At 59.7% G+C, this 18,100-nt stretch carries 15 protein-coding genes; 4 read left to right on the plus strand and 11 right to left on the minus strand.

Annotated features, from left to right (window positions below; genetic code table 11):
• The first annotated feature begins 35 nt into the window (after window positions 1-35).
• Window positions 36-1,001 (plus strand): 2-dehydropantoate 2-reductase N-terminal domain-containing protein, encoded by a 966-nt coding sequence (locus FHS92_RS05630; RefSeq protein ID WP_184078254.1) that lies wholly within the window; start codon window positions 36-38, stop codon window positions 999-1,001.
• A 9-nt stretch (window positions 1,002-1,010) separates the two neighbouring features.
• Here the strand turns inward: FHS92_RS05630 and FHS92_RS05635 are convergent, their stop codons facing one another.
• The 5 genes from FHS92_RS05635 to FHS92_RS05655 all read right to left on the minus strand — a co-directional run bounded on the left by FHS92_RS05635 (window position 1,011) and on the right by FHS92_RS05655 (window position 6,878).
• Window positions 1,011-1,442 (minus strand): DUF1330 domain-containing protein, encoded by a 432-nt coding sequence (locus FHS92_RS05635; protein WP_184078256.1) that lies wholly within the window; start codon window positions 1,440-1,442, stop codon window positions 1,011-1,013.
• Between the two features lie 101 nt (window positions 1,443-1,543).
• The gene (locus FHS92_RS05640; RefSeq protein WP_184078258.1) at window positions 1,544-3,034 is read right to left on the minus strand and encodes an aldehyde dehydrogenase; all 1,491 of its coding nucleotides are present in this window, start codon (window positions 3,032-3,034) and stop codon (window positions 1,544-1,546) included.
• 273 nt (window positions 3,035-3,307) lie between these two features.
• The gene (locus FHS92_RS05645; RefSeq protein WP_184078260.1) at window positions 3,308-4,513 is read right to left on the minus strand and encodes a CaiB/BaiF CoA transferase family protein; all 1,206 of its coding nucleotides are present in this window, start codon (window positions 4,511-4,513) and stop codon (window positions 3,308-3,310) included.
• A complete protein-coding gene (locus FHS92_RS05650; RefSeq protein ID WP_184078262.1) occupies window positions 4,510-5,376 on the minus strand; it encodes an HpcH/HpaI aldolase/citrate lyase family protein in 867 nt (288 codons plus the stop codon). The genes FHS92_RS05645 and FHS92_RS05650 overlap by 4 nt, the downstream gene beginning before the upstream one ends.
• A gap of 125 nt (window positions 5,377-5,501) precedes the next feature.
• On the minus strand, window positions 5,502-6,878 hold the full coding sequence (locus FHS92_RS05655; RefSeq protein WP_184078264.1) for an LLM class flavin-dependent oxidoreductase: 1,377 nt from the start codon (window positions 6,876-6,878) through the stop codon (window positions 5,502-5,504).
• A gap of 454 nt (window positions 6,879-7,332) precedes the next feature.
• Between FHS92_RS05655 and FHS92_RS05660 the strand changes: the two genes are divergently transcribed.
• Both FHS92_RS05660 and FHS92_RS05665 read left to right on the plus strand, forming a co-directional pair.
• On the plus strand, window positions 7,333-8,958 hold the full coding sequence (locus FHS92_RS05660; protein ID WP_184078266.1) for an AMP-binding protein: 1,626 nt from the start codon (window positions 7,333-7,335) through the stop codon (window positions 8,956-8,958).
• Between the two features lie 2 nt (window positions 8,959-8,960).
• Window positions 8,961-9,752, plus strand: a complete 792-nt coding sequence (locus tag FHS92_RS05665; RefSeq protein ID WP_184078268.1) for an enoyl-CoA hydratase-related protein — start codon at window positions 8,961-8,963, stop codon at window positions 9,750-9,752.
• A gap of 9 nt (window positions 9,753-9,761) precedes the next feature.
• On the opposite strand, the gene FHS92_RS05670 is transcribed toward FHS92_RS05665, so the two are convergent.
• Both FHS92_RS05670 and FHS92_RS05675 read right to left on the minus strand, forming a co-directional pair.
• Entirely contained in the window at window positions 9,762-10,928 is a 1,167-nt protein-coding gene (locus FHS92_RS05670) for an L-lactate dehydrogenase (RefSeq protein WP_246351769.1), read from the minus strand.
• Window positions 10,929-11,052: 124 nt separating this feature from the next.
• Window positions 11,053-12,606, minus strand: coding sequence for an acetolactate synthase large subunit (locus FHS92_RS05675; RefSeq protein ID WP_184078856.1), 1,554 nt, complete (start codon window positions 12,604-12,606; stop codon window positions 11,053-11,055).
• Window positions 12,607-12,879: 273 nt separating this feature from the next.
• Here FHS92_RS05675 and FHS92_RS05680 point away from each other — a divergent pair, with 273 nt between their 5' ends.
• Window positions 12,880-14,316 (plus strand): aldehyde dehydrogenase family protein, encoded by a 1,437-nt coding sequence (locus tag FHS92_RS05680; RefSeq protein ID WP_184078270.1) that lies wholly within the window; start codon window positions 12,880-12,882, stop codon window positions 14,314-14,316.
• Between the two features lie 146 nt (window positions 14,317-14,462).
• Here the strand turns inward: FHS92_RS05680 and FHS92_RS05685 are convergent, their stop codons facing one another.
• The 4 genes from FHS92_RS05685 to FHS92_RS05700 all read right to left on the minus strand — a co-directional run bounded on the left by FHS92_RS05685 (window position 14,463) and on the right by FHS92_RS05700 (window position 18,071).
• Window positions 14,463-14,954 carry a DUF4844 domain-containing protein gene (locus tag FHS92_RS05685; protein ID WP_184078272.1) on the minus strand — a complete coding sequence of 164 codons (492 nt, stop codon included), beginning with the start codon at window positions 14,952-14,954 and terminating at the stop codon, window positions 14,463-14,465.
• 206 nt (window positions 14,955-15,160) lie between these two features.
• The gene (locus FHS92_RS05690) at window positions 15,161-16,180 is read right to left on the minus strand and encodes an aromatic ring-hydroxylating oxygenase subunit alpha (RefSeq protein ID WP_184078274.1); all 1,020 of its coding nucleotides are present in this window, start codon (window positions 16,178-16,180) and stop codon (window positions 15,161-15,163) included.
• 48 nt (window positions 16,181-16,228) lie between these two features.
• On the minus strand, window positions 16,229-16,780 hold the full coding sequence (locus tag FHS92_RS05695; RefSeq protein WP_184078276.1) for a hypothetical protein: 552 nt from the start codon (window positions 16,778-16,780) through the stop codon (window positions 16,229-16,231).
• A gap of 58 nt (window positions 16,781-16,838) precedes the next feature.
• Window positions 16,839-18,071: an amidohydrolase family protein gene (locus tag FHS92_RS05700; RefSeq protein WP_184078278.1), complete on the minus strand. Its 1,233-nt coding sequence runs from the start codon at window positions 18,069-18,071 to the stop codon at window positions 16,839-16,841.
• Window positions 18,072-18,100: the final 29 nt, after the last annotated feature.

Consider the following 18,100-nt stretch of genomic DNA (forward strand, 5'->3'; position numbering starts at 1 on the left):
CGCAAGGCGGTCCGGGCGGGCGCAGGGGATGCAACGTGAAAATCTTAATGTTCGGTCGCGGCGTTAATTCCGTGCAATATGGATGGGCGTTGGAAAAGGCCGGCCACCATGTCGATTTTTATGTACGCCCCGCCCGTATCAGCCAGTTCCCTTCCGAAATGGATCTCGATATCTGGGATCTTCGGCAAAAGAAGCGAACGGATCGGCACGTGCGCACGACCTATCGCACGCGGTTGCGGAGTGATCTTCCCGCCGACCATGACTACGACCTGATCTTCGTCTGCATTAACCATCACCAGATTGAATCGGCCGTGGAAGCGCTGACGAACCGGGTGGGGCATGCGACGGTGCTCATTTTCACCAATTTCTGGACTGATCCCCTGACCGTTGTTGCGCCCTTGCCGCTTGACCAGCTTGCCTGGGGCTATCCATTTGCGGGAGGCGGGATCGACACCGATCACGTTCTGCGTGGCGCGATTTTTCCCAAGGTCGCGTTGGGCACATTCGGTGAAAGACCCACCACGCGACAACAGGCCGTAACTCAGATGTTCCGCGACGCGGGATGGGGCGTGAGCAGCACGCGCCGTTTCCGCGAGTGGCTGTGGGTCCATTTCGCAACGCACGCGGCCATGTCGGCGCAGGTCATTCGCGCCGGTTCCGTCAGAGCTGTGACAACAGACCCGGTTCAGGCGAGACAGATGATCTACAATGTACGTGAAGCCGCGAAAGTGCTGAAAGCGCGGGGCGTCACCCTGACACGACATCCGGAGCTTGCCCCATTTTATTTGCCGGCGCGGCTGGGCGCAGCGCTGATCGCATTCGAAGCACGGCGCAATCCCGGGATGAAAGCGATGATGGACGGGCACCAGAGGCCAGAAGAAATAATGCAGGTTTTCTATGATTTCATGGACGAGACCTTTGGCGTGGCTCTGCCCCGGATGGAGGCCCTCAAAGCGGAGGGCCAAGCGGCTTTGGATTCAGGATCGCGGCCCAACACTTAACAGGGGGAGTTAGGACTCAATCGGCCGCGTGATAAATGCATGTTGATGGTCCAGCCCGGCCGCTCGGTGACGCAGGATTTCTGGCAGGCGTGGATCAGAGATGGTCTCTGCATAGGCTTGCTTGCCCGGGTACCGATTAATCCACACCGCATCCCAATCGCCCTGCCCGACCAGATAGCGCGGTGCGGTCCCCTGCAGAAGCACAGCGCCGCCTCTTTCAGCAAGGATCTCCAGCGAAGCATCGGCGTACCGCTGATAGGCATCCCGCCCTGACAGCCCGAGAGCGTGTTCGGGAGCGTCTGACGGATATAGTGCTCGCTCCCGAAACTTCAGCAGGTTGACGACGACAATCGGAGTACCGTCGCTTGCAGACATGATGTCCGCAAGAACGTCTCCATGGTCCATCGGAATGTGTGAAAGCCCGGGATCGACATGCTGCACAGGCCATCACTCCTTCATTGGCGTACCCAATTGGCGGCTTTCGACAGCCTGCGGGACATACGGGGGCCGACCTTTCGGCGAGCCCCCGCACGTTGTTCCTGTCAGGCCGCCTGTTTGGTCCGGCTCCCGGTGAGGACGACCGTCTTGGTTTCGAGGTAAGGCAGAACGGCTTCCATGCCGCCCTCGCGCCCGATACCCGATTGCTTAAACCCGCCGAAAGCGATGGCGAAGTCCGGCCGGAGGCTGTTTTGGCTGACCGTACCGGCATGGACCGACCGCGCGACGCGATAGGCGGCATCGACATCATTGGTGAAGACCGCCGCGCTCAAACCGTAATTGGTATCGTTCGCAAGCCGAATGGCGTCGTCCAGATCCTCATACGCGGTGACACAGACGACCGGGCCGAACACTTCCTCCTGGGCAATGACCGAAGAATTGTCGACGTTCGCAAACAATGTGGGTTCGTAGAAATAGCCGCGTTCGAATTGCGGCGGACGATGCCCGCCCATCACCAGCGTCGCACCATCGGCAACCGCTTTCTGGACATAGCCATCAACGCGATCAAACTGCCGCTTCATCGACAGCGGACCCATCTGGGTGGTCGGCTCATACGGGTCGCCGATCGTGACGGCTTTCAGTTTGGCCGCCAGCGACTCAACAAACGCGTCATGGCGCTCGCGCGACACCAGATAGCGCGTCAGGTTCGCGCAGAACTGGCCGGTTGCCATCGTCAGCGTCGGCGCCAAGATGCTGGTGGCCATTTCGATATCGAAATCGTCGAGCACTATCGCCGGGCCCTTTCCGCCCAGCTCCAGGGTGACACGCGCCACGCGTTCCGCACAGACGGCGCCGATCCGCTTGCCTGCGGCCGTGCTGCCCGTAAAGCTTACCTTATCGACGCCCGGCCGATGGACGAGGTAATCCGAAACCGCCCGGTCCGCGGTAAGAACGTTGATGACTCCGGCAGGGAAACCCACCGCCTCGGCGCATTCCGCCACGATATAGGCTTCGAGCGGCGTTTCGGGCGATGGCTTGAGGATAACCGTGCAACCAGCCACAAGCGCGGGCGCCAGTTTGACGGCCACGGAGAAGAAAGGCGCGTTCCATGGCATGATGGCCGCGACAACGCCGACCGGTTCGCGCACCAGCATGCTGACATGCCCCGGGTAGCTGGAGGTCCGCTCCTCGTCCCACACATGCTTGTCCGCAATCTGCGCCTGAAAATCCATCAGGCCGATGCTCCACTGTGTCGAGTGCTGCGACATAATGAAGGGCGCGCCGCCCTGCCCGGTCCACGCGTGGGCAAGCTCGTCTGTACGCTCCTTGAGCTTTTCGTTCAGGCGCGCCAGATAGCCGCCCCGTTCGGCCGGGGTCATGCGCGGCCAAGGGCCGTGGTCGAACGCTTCGCGTGCCGCCGCCACGGCTCTATCAACATCGGCTTCGGTGGCTTCGGCTACGGTGCCCGTGACCTCTTCCGTGACAGGCGACACCAGTTCCAAACGCTTGCCGGACGCGGGTTGAACCCACTCTCCCCCAATGTAGAATTTATCCGGGTGACTGACCGAGACTTTGCCACCGAAAAAATCGACCATGTACAGCTCCTGTTATTAAAGGGGTGCAGGAGCCGGGACAGCCCTGCCTTTCAGACGACAGCCGGATGCCTCATGGGCAATTCCGGTCCTTTCCGGCAACATATGCATTTAATGTCAATGACTGTCAATATGGACAGATGATGCAAAAGCGACGCACGTGAATGACGGCCTTGGTCCCCTCAGCCGAAAATCGACGCAAAGCTCTGATGCAATGGTGCGGACGCCGTGTCAGGCCCGAGCGCGGAGCGCAGGTCCGTCCCCGCGCGGACGGGATCAGATCACATTGGCTTCCCGAAGCCGGGCAATCTCATCTTCGGGAATGCCCATTTCTGCCAGTACCTCGTCGGTATGCTCGCCCAGCTTGGGGCCTGCGGACCGGAGCACGCCCGGCGTCTCGCTCAGGCGCGGTAACACGCCCATCATTGTCACCGGTCCGACATCCTCCACATCCACCACGACGAGGTTGCCGCGCTCCTGAATATGCTCGTCCGCAAAAATATCCGCGACATTATTGATTGGCCCAACCGGCACCTCGAACGCGCGGAGATGCTCAAGCAGCGGGTCGCGATCCATCGAGCCGAAATAGTCGGCGACGATCCCGTTGACTTCCTCACGATGCGCAAGCCGATCCGGCATCGTCGCGTAACGCGCGTCGGTCGCCAGGTCCGGTCGTCCCATCGCATCACACAAACGCTGCCACATCGCGTCGTTGGTGCACGCCAATGCCGTCCACTGGCCATCCTTGGTTGCATAGTGGCTGTGAGGCACGTGGTTGACGGTATCAGGCCCCATCCGTTCCCGCACGAAACCATCGGCGGCATAGACCGGAATCATATCGTCGAGCATCCGCAAAATGCCCTCGTACAGCGCGATATCCACGATATTGCCGACCCCGAAGCGGTCACGCGCGATATATGACATCAACGCTCCGATCGCCGCGTACATGCCGGTGATGTAGTCGGCAAGGCTGGTCGATCCCGGCATGACGGGCCGACTGCCCGCCTCCCCGGCAAGATAGGTCAGGCCGCCATAGCCATGGGCCACGCGCGCGAAACCGGGTCGGCCCTTATAGGGGCCGGTCTGGCCATAGGCGCTGACCCGTACCAGGATGAGATCGGATTTTATCTCTTTCAGCACATCCGGCCCCAGACCCCAGCGTTCGAGCGTGCCGGGCAAGAAATTCTCGATCACGATGTCGGCCTCGGCCACCATGCGCTTGAAAAGCGCGGCCCCCTCTGGTTTGCGCAGATCGAGCGTGACGCCCCGCTTGTTGCGGGATTCGCTGAGCCAGGCATAGCCGGCATCGCTGCGGGCATTGAGCCCACCCATGCTGCGCATCGAACACCCGCGACCGGGCAGCTCGATCTTGAGAACATCGGCGCCAAATTCGCTCAAAATCGTTCCGCAGAACGGTCCGGCGAGCATGGTGGCGATGTCGAGAACGCGGACGCCCTCCAGCGGCTTGTGGAGAGATGTCATCGGGATGCCTCATGAGCGTCAAGCACGCGGCGCGCCTGCACGATGTTGACCTGGTCGATAAGACGACCGTCGAGTTGAAAGGCCCCGCTTCCCGAAGCCTCGGCCTCCGCGGCTGCGGCAATGACACGCCGGGCATAATCGACGGCTTCGGCAGACGGCATGAACGTGCGGTTGGCGGCCTCGACATGGCTTGGATGGATCAGCATCTTGCCGCCAAACCCAAGATCACGAACCCGCTCCAGACACCGGTCATAGCCCGCCTGATCATGAATCGCAGGCCAGGGCGTATCGATCGGTGGCGCAAGACCCGCCGCACGCGACACCGCCACCAGGGCCGAGCGCAAGGGAAACAGTTCGGCCTCGTCCGTCGTCCAGCGCGCGCCGAGATCCAGCGTCAAATCCCCCGCGCCGAAGGTCAAACGGCGGATACGGGACAGCCCCGATCGGGCGATCGCGGCCAGATCGACGAGCCCCAGCGCCGATTCCACCAGCGGCATCAATTCGACCGTCCCGGTAGCAAGACCCCGCTCCGTTTCGAATTGCCCGATCGCCCAATCGATCGCATGCAACATTCCCAGGGTTTCCGCTTTGGGAAGCACGATACCACTCAGGCCGGGGACAATGACCGCCGCGAGGTCCGCCAACGCCAGCGGCGTAGTCGCCGCATTGATACGCACAAATGCGTGAGCGCCCGAATGGTTCGCGATCGCTTCAGCGACAAGGGCGCGCGACGCCACTTTCTCCGCGACCGGGCATGCGTCTTCCAGGTCGATGATGACGGCATCCGCGCCGCTAGCGAACGCTTTGACAACACGATCTGGGCGATTTGCCGGGACGAAAAGCCAGGATCTATAACGCGCCAAGACATATCCCCGTTAAAGCAAAAGGTCGTGACAGGAGCGCATGCATGGTCACGTCACGCAAGATCCCATCCGACCAGGTCGGAAATCCGCCGCACGCTATGGCCATATCCAAAGCCCGTTCGTCCTTAACCCGGACGCCGGGCGTCACTGGGCGAAGGCCGGTCGCCAACCTCCGGCTTCGGCAGTCCGAGCGAATCCCGCAGCGTCGTCCCCTTATAGTCACGCTGGTGAAGCCCGCGGCGCTGCAGCTCTGGCACGACCAGACGAACGAAATCCTCGTACGATCCTGGCAACACGCTGCCGAGGATCACGAAGCCATCGCATGCTTCGGCGTGCCATGCCTCCATCTGATCGGCGACTTCGGTGGGCGAACCGGAAATCACCATCTGGTCGTTCAATGTACCGCGCTTCGAGATTTCGACGAAATCTCGCACCGATGGATTTTTCTTGCCGCTGCGTTCGATGACGTTGTCGCGAAAACTCTGCCACGAAACATTGGCCAACTCTTCATCGGTGAAAGGCTGATCATAGGGTCTGTCGGAGAAATCGACATTCATCACTTCGCAAAGCAAGGTGAGCCCGTCGATCGGCTTCGCAAGGCTTTCCAGCATCGCGCGTTTTTCCGCAGCAGCTTCGCTCGTCTCGCCGACAATGACGTGGAGCGCCGGCGCAATCTTGACGCTATCCGGATCCCGACCGGCGGCGCTCACGGCGGCTCTCAGGGCGGTATATTGCTTCTTGCCCGCTTCGAGACTGCTGTAGCTGGTGAAGACGAGCTCCGCCCAGCGCCCGGCAAAGCGCTGACCTCGCCCGCTGGACCCCGCCTGAAGCAAGACGGGATGACCTTGGGCAGAGCGTGGAACCGGCAGCGGCCCCTTCGTCTTGAAGTACTGGCCCGCATAATCGAGACGATGAACCTTGTTCGGGTCGGCGAAGCGACCGCTGGCCTTGTCGCACGAGATGGCGTCGCTTTCCCAGCTGTCCCACAGCCCGAGCACGGCTTCCATGAATTCATCGGCACGGTCGTAGCGCAGATCGTGATCCAGATGACTGTCGCGACCGAAATTGACCGCTTCCGAATCATTCATCGACGTCACGATATTCCAGGCCACCCGCCCCTTGGTCATCAGATCGAGCGTTCCGAAATGGCGCGCGACATGAAACGGCTCGTAATAGGTGGTCGAATAGGTCGCTCCCAGTCCGAGATGGGTCGTCGCGGCGGCCATCGTCATCATCACGACGGTCGGATCGAGCTTGACCGCACGCACGCCGTTTTCAACGGTCGCCCGATGGTCGTTGCCATAAATGTCCGGCATCGCGAGACGATCGTCAAAGAACGCCATTTGAAAGCGGCCATCTTCAAGCGTTCGGGCAATCCTCTGATAATATTCGGGAGTAAGAAAGTCAGACATCGACGCCGGATGGCGCCAAGAACCAACATAACTTCCGCAATTCTGGGCATTGAGAAAGGCAATCAGTGTCATCTGGCGCGTTTTCGTCATGGCATCCGTGTCTTTATGTTGAGTTTCCACAAGAGAGGGCGATCCATGGGCAATAATCCGGCGCCGGACAAATCCGACGACGCTATTCAATTATAGCTTTCTGAAATGGACGTCCGTTGCGAGGTGAGCGTGCAACGGAAATCCCTTCCCGGTGTCGCCGGTCGTACCCGCCGTCCGCCAAAGTAGGTTTGAGACTTATAATGGAGCGCGAGCGGCACTGGGCGTTCCCCGATCGCAAACATCACTGGCGCAATGCCCAAGGAGTGAGTGAAAAGCCGCACTCTATAACGGCATCCTATACACGGTTATTATGAGTGGATCGTGAGATTCCAGCTATGACGCTGGCTCCGGACGCTGGGCGACGACATCACGAGATGGTTTCGCTTCAACGGCTTACTCGATCATCGAGCATCCGTCCGGACAGATTTCAATCGGGAGCGGACAGGTGGATGTGATGATGGACCCCGACAGTGCGCACCAGACGGTGGGCGGAAACCGGCAAGGGACGGTGCTGGACGATTTCCTGCGCCTCGCAAGCGCGCATCCGGACAAGGTCGCTGTGGTCAGCTATCTGGTAAGCCGACCCGACCCGGTATCGCTGACCTATGGCGATATGGCCGTGCTGGTGGACAAGCTTGCGCTCAAGCTGATCTCGCTCGGCGTAAAGCCCAGAGACTTCGTATCCTATCAGTTCCCGAACCGGTGGGAGTTCGTCATCGCGCATCTGGCGACGATCCGGATCGGCGCGATCTCAAACCCGCTGATGCCCATCTTCGGCAAGCGCGAATTGCGGTTCATGCTCGAACGGACGGCGAGCAAAGTCTGCATCGCCCTGAAGCGTACGCCCCGCACAGAGCCGGGCAAGGTCCTCGAGGAAATTCGCGACGACCTGCCGTCGCTCGAACATCTTATCCTTGTCGATGACGATGATCCGACCGGCTCCCTGGAAAGCCAGCTGGCCGATATCTCTGTTACCGACCTTGATCGTGAACGTCTCGACCGGCTCGCACCAAAGCCGGACGACGTCGAAGTTATCCTGTTCAGCTCTGGCACGACCGGAGAACCGAAGGGCGTGCTGCACAGCTTTAATTCGACGTATCGGGCAACCTCGAATGCCTTTGCGGCCATGGAAATGAGCGAGCGGGACGTCGTGCTGATGCCCTCGCCTTTGGCGCACGCCACCGGCTTCGACTACGGCGTGGAGATGCCATTATATTGCGGCTGCAAAGCCGTTTATATGGAAGCTTGGGACCCGCAGCAGATGTTGCGGCTCATCGAAAAGGAAGGCATCACCTGGTCGAAGGGGAGCGCCGCTTTTGTAAAGGACGTGTGCGACGCTGCGGAAACGACAACGGTCGACACCTCGACATTCCGGTGTTTCGTGAGCGGCGGCGCGCCGATCCCGCCCAAGCTTGTCGGCAGGGCCGCGAGGCTGCTTGGTGCGCAGTTGATCCCGTGCTGGGGAAGCACCGAGGTCGGCATCGCGACGATCGGCAAATTTACTGATAGCGAAGAAAAAAGATCCTCCAGCGACGGCTCCGCCGTGGATGGTGTGACGGTTCGGGTCGTCGATGACGAAGGTCGGCTCGTGCCGCCAAACACGCCCGGACATCTGCAATTGCGCGCCAGCGGCCAGCATGTCGGCTATTTCATGAACGACGCACTCTATGAGGCCTCTTTCGAGAACGGCTGGTTCAAAACCGGCGACCTGGGCCGATTGGACGAGGACGGATATGTCCGCATCGTGGGCCGGTCGAAGGATATCGTTATTCGCGGGGGGGAGAATGTCCCGATCATAGAGATCGAAAACCTTCTGCTGGATATTCCCGAGGTCGCGGACATCGTTATCGTCGGCGTGCCGGACGACCGCTTGGGAGAGCGCTGCCACGCGGTGGTCGTTCCGCGCACTCCGGGGCGGCAATTCAGCCTGACGGAGTTGACCGCTCACCTGGCGACCCTGGACGTGACGAAGCAATATTGGCCGGAATTCATTTCGACGTGGGACGCGCTGCCACGGACCGCAAGCGGCAAGATCCAGCGGTTCGTCGTCCGGGACAAGATCATCCAAGAGGGCAAATAACCATGAATTTCGACGACATTCTGTACGAAGCATCCGAAGGCATTGCGACCATCACGATCAATAGGCCGCAGGTCCTCAACGCCTTTACGGGCAAGACGGTCGACGAGCTGACACGGGCCTTCATGCAGGCGTGGGCCGACCGGTCGGTGAGAGCGGTCATCCTGACCGGCACGGGCGACAGGGCGTTTTGCACCGGCGGCGACCAGTCGACACGTTCGGCCGACGGCTATGATCATGTTGCCCGTTCCGAACGCGGCGTGGATATCGACGATCTCTATTCGGTCATTCGCGATATCCCCAAACCAGTCATCGCGGCCGTGAACGGATATGCCATCGGCGGTGGCCATGTGCTCCATGTGATCTGCGACATGACCATCGCGTCGGAAAAGGCGAAATTCGGTCAGGTTGGCCCGCGCGTGGGCAGCGTGGATGCCGGGTTCGGCACCGGATACCTCGCGACGGTTGTGGGTGAAAAGAAAGCGCGCGAAATCTGGTTCCTGTGCCGCCAATATACCGCCGAGCAGGCGCGAGAGATGGGGCTGGTCAATGCGGTCGTGCCGCATGAAAAGCTGATGGACGAAGCCCGGGCGTGGGCTGCCGAGATCGTGTTGCTGAGCCCGACCGCCATCAAATTGGCGAAGCAGTCGTTTAATGTATCGTCCGAGCAGTTCCGCGCCACGGGCGCGTTTGCCTCGTCAGCGGTGTCGCTTTATTACGCGACGGAAGAATCGCAGGAGGGCCGCAACGCGTTCATGGAGAAGCGCAAGCCCGATTACAGCAAATTCACGACGTAAGAAGGACTGTCACCGATCGAGCACCGCGGCGTCAACATCGGCCGCCGCGGGGACTCCTGTCAGCCCCAAGCCCACCTTCATCTCACCCTTGAACGTGCGCAGCAGCCCTATCAATCCCGCCTCGCCCTTCGCAGCGAGCGACCATATCCATGGCCGCCCGATCAGGGTCGCCTTCGCCCCACACGCAAGGGCCTTGACGACGTCGAGGCCGCTTCGGACCCCGCCGTCCATCATCACGGGCGCGCGATCGCCCACCCTATCGACGACGCGCGGAAGGATGGTGATGGCGGATGAAACGCCATCGAGCTGGCGTCCACCATGGTTGGAAACGATTACCGCGTCAGCGCCCGCATCCACGGCGGAAGCCGCATCGTCCGGGTCCAATATCCCCTTGATAACAAGATTACCCGGCCAGACGGACCGCAACCACGCAATGTCCTTCCAGGTGACGCCGGGATCGAACTGCTTGCCGATCCAGCCGACGAAATCATCGATCGATGACGAGGACGCTCGGGGCAGAAAGGGCGCGATGTTGCCAAATATATGCGGCCTGCCGCGCAGGCCAACGTCATACGCCCAACGCGGGTGCATTGCGCACTCAAGATATCGGCCCCGCAGCATGGGCCACAGCCCACCCCCACCGGCCATGGCGTTCCGCACATCGCGATAGCGCGCGCCGACAACCGCAAGATCGACGGTGAAAACCAGGGTCTTGCATCCCACGGCTTTGGCCCGGTCGAGCAGTTCGAGAACCGCGCCGCGATCGCGCATCATGTAGAGCTGAAACCAGAAAGGCCGTTTCGCAACTTTGGCGACTTCTTCCAGTGAGCATATCGAGGCGCTGGACAGACAAAATGGGATACCGAACGCATCCGCACTTCGGACAGCCTGCAATTCGGCGCGGCGCGCCATCATGCCTGCCATTCCGACGGGTGCGAGTGCGGTCGGGAACGCCCATCGTTCACCCAGAATCTCGATCTTCGTGTCGATGGCGGAGACATCACGCATGACCTTCTGTCTCAGGCGGATCGACTGCAGATCGCCGACATTGGCACGCAGCGTCGTTTCGTCATACGCGCCGCCGTCGATGTAATCGAACAAGAACCTTGGCAGACGCTTTTCCGCCAGCGTGCGATAGTCGGATGTCGAAGCAGGAAGCAACGAAAGCGTGGGCATTTTCGATCCTCTTGGATTCTTCTCGGTAGAGGGCGGGCCGCCGAAACTGCCGAGCTAATTACACCATGTCGATCTTTTTGTCGCGGCCCGCACCCCGCTCGTCGTCTCGCCCTACACCGTCATCTTACATAACAGCTTCGATCAGTCGTGGCCCGCGCCCCTTCATTGCGCTCTGGAACTGGTCGGCCAGTTCTTCCGCGGTCGTTGCACGCGAGGACTCTACGCCCAAACCCCTGCCAAGGCTGACCCAATCCAGTTCGGGGTTGGTCAAATCGAGCAGGGAAAGCGATTTTGGCCCGGGATTTTCCGCGCCAACGCGTTCCAGTTCGACCCTCAGAATGCCGTAGGCGCGATTGTTGAAAATCACTGTGGTAACGTCGAGATTTTCGCGCGCCTGCGTCCAAAGCGCCTGCACCGTGTACATGGCGCCCCCGTCGCCTTGCAGGCAGACAACCTTGCGATCGGGACAGGCGACCGCAGCCCCCGAGGCGACCGGTATACCCATCCCCAACGAGCCCCCGGTCAGCCCCATATGGTCATGGCGGCTGGCGGCCGCAGTGAACTTCAACGTGCCCCGCGCCGATGTTGCAGCTTCATCCACGACGATCGCATTGTCCGGCAGGAAGTGACCAATAACCTGTCCGATCGTGTACGCGTTAAGCGGGCCCTGCGGCAATTCCGGTCTGCGGAGATCGACCCGGCCAACGGGCTCGGAAGGCGCGCGCAGTGCGTCGGCAAGGGCGTCGAGCGCGCCCGGTCCGTCTTCGTGCACATGGGCGAGATAGTGTACCTTGCACCCCTCCGGCAAACACCAGCTCGCCTTGCCGGGATAGGCGAAGAACGACACCGGCGGCTTTGCCCCGACAAGGATAAGTTGCTCGATATCCTTGAAATAATCGACGATCTGCTCCGCGAAATACGGAACGCGCTCGACTTCAACAACGCCTGCGCCCCGCGTCAGCCGTGGCACAATCGTATCGCACATGATACGCGCGCCGGATTGTGCCTTGATCCGACCGGCGGTTTCCAGGCTCGCCTCCTCGAGAACCGACCCGCGAAGAAGGATTGCGGTCCGTTTGCCGTTTCGTAGCAATTGCGCGGCCTCATCGACCGCCCGGGGGCTGACTGTGGCTGCGGCGGCGACCGGAAGCGCACTGGCCGCGCCGCTGCCCTCATCCCAGGCGGTATCGGCAGGCAATATGAGCGTCGCGATCTGTCCAGGCGCCACGCGTGCCGCCTGTACCGCCCGCGCACCGTCGGCTGCTACCGTCTTCGCGCTCATGCTCATGTGAACCCATGACGACACCGGGCGGGCGAAGCCGATCACGTCGGATGTGAGAGGCGCATCATATTGCGCATGGTAGGTGGCGTGATCGCCGACGATATTGACGATGGGCGTCGCCGCGCGGCGCGCGTTGTGCAGATTTGCAAGGCCGTAGGCCAGCCCCGGCCCTAGGTGCAGCAGCGTGGCGGCGGGCGCCCGCTTCATGCGCCCATATCCGTCGGCCATGCCCGTGACCACGCCTTCGAACAGGCAGAGGATCGCCCGCATGCCCTCGACCCGACCGAGTGCGGCGACGAAATGCATTTCCGAAGTTCCCGGATTCGTAAACGCCACATCGACACCGGAGGCAACCAGCGTCGAAATCAGACTTTCGGCACCATTGATGGGTTTCATCACCGTACTCATCCTAATTCCTGAACGTAATCAACTCAGGCTCGATACGATAATTTTCGATTATCGAGAGATTTATTGCTCATTCGCTTCTGCAATGAATTCATTATCCGATTTGATGATTTTTTCGTACTCATTAAAACGGTCTAATTCATTGCCGGACCGTTGCTCTTTTTCCGGTTATTTATATAGTTCAGGATATCAACATGCCGAATGCTTGGAAAGCAGAGCGGCGCTCATCATTTGAACGGCCCGGTCGGCACTGCGGAGACAATCATGCGCGAGCACCTGAAATTTTACATCAACGGCGAATGGGTCGAGCCGATCGGTCAGGTCCGCGCTCAAGAAGTTATCAATCCCGCCACCGAACAACCGATAGCACGCATCGCGCTGGGCGAAAAGGCGGACGCAGATCGTGCCGTCGAGGCGGCAAAGCGCGCGTTCGAAAGTTACTCACAGACCAGCAAGGCTGAACGGGTCGCGCTTCTGGGCAGGGTGATCGATATCTTCAAGCGCCGGATGGACGAACTGGCGCAGACGATCAGCGCGGAAATGGGCGCCCCCTTGTGGCTGGCGACCGCCGCACAAGCGCCTTCCGGGATGGCGCATTTCGCCGAGGCAATGCGGATTCTCGACGACTATGAGTTTGAAGACACCATTCACGGTGCACGGATCCTGCGGGAGCCGATCGGCGTGTGTGCGTTCATCACGCCGTGGAACTGGCCGATCAATCAAATTGCCTGCAAGGTCGCCCCAGCCCTGGCTGCAGGGTGCACCGTCGTACTGAAACCTTCCGAACTGGCACCCCTCAACGCCATTCTGCTGACGGAAATTCTGGACGAGGCCGGGGTGCCGCCGGGCGTATTCAATCTCGTCAACGGCGATGGGCCCGGAGTCGGCGAGGCTCTCGCGTCGCATCCCGATGTCGATCTGGTCAGCTTCACCGGCTCGACGAGAGCCGGTATTCTCGTCAGCAAGGCGGCGGCCGCCACCATAAAGCGCGTGACGCTGGAGCTGGGAGGGAAAAGCCCCAATATCATTCTCGACGATGCCGACCTGAACCGGGCCGTTTCCAAAGGCATATTTGAGATGATGAACAATTCCGGCCAGAGTTGCAACGCGCCCTCGCGCATGTTCGTGCCGCGCGAATTGCACGACCGCGCCGTTGAGATCGCCCGAGCAACGGTCGATGGCATCAAGGTGATGTCGCCGGATATCGCCGAACGCGGCGCGGTTGGCCCACTTGCCAACGCAGGCCAGTTTCACAAGGTGCAGGCGATGATCCAGGCTGGCATCGACGAAGGCGCGCAGCTTGTCGCCGGCGGTATCGGTCGACCCGAACCGTTCGAACGCGGCTATTTCGTAAAGCCGACGGTTTTCGCCGACGTAACCAACGAGATGATCATAGCACGCGAGGAAATCTTCGGACCGGTGCTCGCGATACTGCCCTATGACGATGAAGACCATGCCGTCGCGATGGCGAACGACACGCCGTACGGGCTCTCCAGCTACGTGCAATCCGGCTCGATCGAGCGCGCACGAAAGGTTGCTCGGCGCATTCGCGCGGGTGACGTGCGGATAAATGGCGCCGGTGCAAATTACAAGGCGCCCTTCGGCGGCTACAAACAATCCGGCAATGGCCGCGAATGGGGAGCCTTCGGCTTTGAGGAGTTTCTCGAGGTGAAAGCAGGACTCGGCTGGGGCGACACCTAAAGCCTCTTCGGCGCGCTTAAAGGCGCGGCACGACCGATGGCGGTATCCAGTGCGAAACATTTTAGGCCGCGGGGAAAATTCCTCCGCTGAATGACGTCCGGTCCCGGCCAGCAGAATTCACAACATGTATGTCGAAAAGGTTGTGGTTAGCTGCCGGTGAGTTTGCTTGCGTCAAGCCCATAAACCCAGTTGTTCAACATGCCGTCGGAGGACTCAAGCCCCACCACATCCATGACTTGTTCGAGATACCCTGCGGCCGCCTCGCGATCCTCCGAATCGGCTAATCCAGCCGCGTCCAAAAGAACTAAGGCGCGCTGAAACTGCTCGAGGACAAAAGTCTTCGTCGGGTGGCTTCGGATGCCTGTCGCGATGTTTGAAATTGCAGAATTGATCGTCGACTCCGCAATACTGCGCTTCGTTGGATCGGCAATTCCAGTATATAGGACGCCATCAGGTCCAAATTTCCGGACCATCGCGATGTGCGCCAAGTCGCTCTCGGCCTGTGGAGGAACCGCAAGAGGGGCATGCTCTTCAATTTTCTGGGTTCCGGATGCCGTCTGTCCGCAGAACAAAATGGCTAAAAGTAGCATGCCAACGTACTTATTCATGTCGCCTGATTGCATGAAATCCTTAGCCAAACAATGTCCGCTAGGTTGTCGGGTCCAGACAGTCCGCTTCCGCGTGAACATACCGGATAGCGGCCGTCGAAGCCCACACTGACCATGTCCACGCCGACTAAGGCTCGGAAGTCGCGTCAAAGCAAAGAACTAGACCGCGACATTATCTAGCCAAAGCGCGTCTGAAAGCCGCCGTCACTGAATACGCGGCCGACGCGCCGCACCGTTCAGGCAAATTCCTTTTTGCGATTGGCCGCGGTTTCCATCGCATCGATCGTCGTGCGCGGATATTCGCGGGCTGCCCGGATAAACCGCCCCAGCGCCTTGTCCGACGCGACGAGGCGAAGGTTCCCGAAACGTATATTGTTCAGCACGGGGAGATCTTCGTTGATCAGCCGGGTGTGCAACGCTTCCGAGCGCGCCAGAAAGTCCTCTGCGCCCTCGCCCTTGGTCGTGATGATCGTAAAGAAGAAGCGGGTATCCTGCGGCCCGAATGGAGTGCTGGCGGATATGTACCATTTCAATCGGCCATCCATCTCGCCTTCGCTGCGGACGCTGTTGGCACCGTACACATCGAGCGACATCCGCAACGTACCGCTGTCCTTTTCGCCCGTGTGCGTCGCGATCCACGTCATTCGCTGCAGGAACGGCGAGACCTCATCGATGTCGCTACCGACGATATTCACTCCGTGCAGAAAGCGCAGGTGGACGATATCGTACACGTTCGTCGTGAAAACCCAGGGCTCGATCTTGAGCTTCTCATTCAGCTTTACTTCGAACGAATGATAGACATGCTTTTCTTCGTCATAATTTTCGAAGGTCTGCAATTCATAGAGCGGCGTTTCACCGAAGAACACCCAGATCAGGCCAAACTGTTCTTTCACGGGAAAGTTGACCAGGTTCGACCCTTTGGGAATTCGGTCGCCTGACGGTATGTTGGTGCACTGCCCGTTTTTGCCATACGCCCAGTGGTGATACGGGCACCGTATATCGTTTCCCACGACATCACCGCCAGCGCTCAGGTCGGCGCCCATGTGCCTGCAATAGGCCGACATCGCACGGACAACTCCGTCTTCGCCGCGATAGACCACGATGCGCCCGTCCGCGAGATTGGCGCCAATGACCTTACCCTGCGGAACGTTGGACGACAGCGCGATCGGGTACCAGCATTGATGCGCACCTGGGCCCAAATCCGTGAACAGATCGCGCTTCCGCGCTTCCGCCGTGATACTTTGCGATTCATTCATGGCTGTCATCCTCAGTTTCCATCTGCCAGTCTGGTTCGAGAATTACTTCTACCAGTCCGTCCCTGTCTCGGCCCTGTATTTGGCGACCGCTTCGACAGTCTCGAACACGATCGCCCTGCCCTTGGTATGATGTTCCCGGGGGGGCAGCAGAGCGACCGTTTTCTCGTATTTGCCTGCAGCCACATCCTCCACATCCGCGCGCATTGACGCATCGAACCTGGCCTGGTCATCAGGATCGGCGAATGTCGGTATGATGCCGGAGCGGCAATCGAACATGATAAACATCACAGCACCTTCCGGGCCGAACAGCAAGTCGCCGTTCATTTCATTGGGAGGCGCCATATAGATGTCACCCTGCGACATCCATTTTCCGTCATGCATGACTGTCCCGGACAAGATCACCGTCATCGTCGTCGTGCCGAAAGACCGCTTGCCGGCCACCAGATCACCGGCGTCAGGCGCCGCTTTTATGGCCACGCCGAGGGGGCTGTTGGGATTGTTCGGGGCACCGATGAAAACACACCGGGTCCACAATCGCCCCGTCTGCACCCAGGTTTCATCCAGTTCGTCAAACTTTGCGATGTCTATGGATCGTTTCACTGACATTGGCTTTCACCATCCCCTGAGCACATGTGTCTGAATTCACCGCATATCCTGATCAAAACCCATATAAGTCCGCAGCGTTCTGATACACAATCTTGTCGCGGTCTGCGGTGTCGATCCCGGCGAACATATCATCGACCATTTTCCGGGAATTCGGGTAGGTGCTGACACCGTGCGGGAAATCGGTCTGGAACATGATCGTTTCCACTCCGAAAAGATGGCGCGAGAGAATCGCTACCGAATCGCGCAGGAAGGTCAACTTGATGTTCTTCCGGAAATAATCGCTTGGCGGGCGGGGAATGCGGCTTTCGAAGTCCTTCAGCGCCACGTTCGCATAACGCTCCCACTCATAATCCGCGCGCTCAAGAACATGCGGTGCCCAGCCCGCTTCGTTTTCTGCTGAAACAAAGGTCAATTCCGGGAAACGCTCGAACACCCCGCCGAAGATCATGTTCAGCATGGGCCGGACAATGACTTCATATTTCAGAGGAGACTTGGTGGGATTACGCCCACCCGAAACCTGCAACACGGCCGATTTCTTGTTTCTGTCCCGGGTCGTGCCCGAATGGACATTGACCGACATCCCGTTGTCCACCGCAGCCTTCCACAACGGATCCATGCCGCGCTCGTGATACTGGGGCACGCCTTCGCCAGCGACCGTAGGGATCATGACGCCCACGAGCCCGAGCTTCTTCACCCGCCGCAGTTCCTCAGCGGCCAATTCCGGATCGTCATTCGCCACCATCGCGATCCCCTTGTAGCGCTTGGGATCATATTGGCAGAACTCGGCGAGCCAGTCGTTGTAGGCGCGCAGCAAGGCCCATTTGAATTTCACGTCGTCAATGCCGTAAAATCCGAGCCCGAACGTCGGATACATGACCTCGCCCCAAATTCCGTCACGCTCCAGCTCGGCGATGCGCGCGCCGGGATCGTAGGAGGACGCCGGAACATCGTCTTCCCATCGGCCGGTCTGGCGCACTTCGGAATTTTTCCGAAACACGCCCGCAGCGGTCCCGATCGGCGGCATTTCCACGTCTTCACACACAAGCCGGTCGCCGTTTTCACCGGAAACAAGCTTCGGCGCGCGATCGCGGAATTCTTGCGGAAGGCGTTCCTGCCAAAGATACCATGGCTCGATGACGTGAGAATCCGACGAGATAATCTTGTAGTTATCGCTCATGGCAAAATGTCCTCTTGAATTTAAGTCTCTAAAACATGCCGCATCGAGGTACGATAAAAGGAAAATACGCTTTCTGGACGTACAGAAGACAAAGACCGCCAGCGCCACATCCTGAAATCAGATGCAGTCATACAAGA

This window comes from Sphingobium subterraneum, from assembly GCF_014199435.1.
Taxonomy (GTDB): domain Bacteria; phylum Pseudomonadota; class Alphaproteobacteria; order Sphingomonadales; family Sphingomonadaceae; genus Sphingobium; species Sphingobium subterraneum.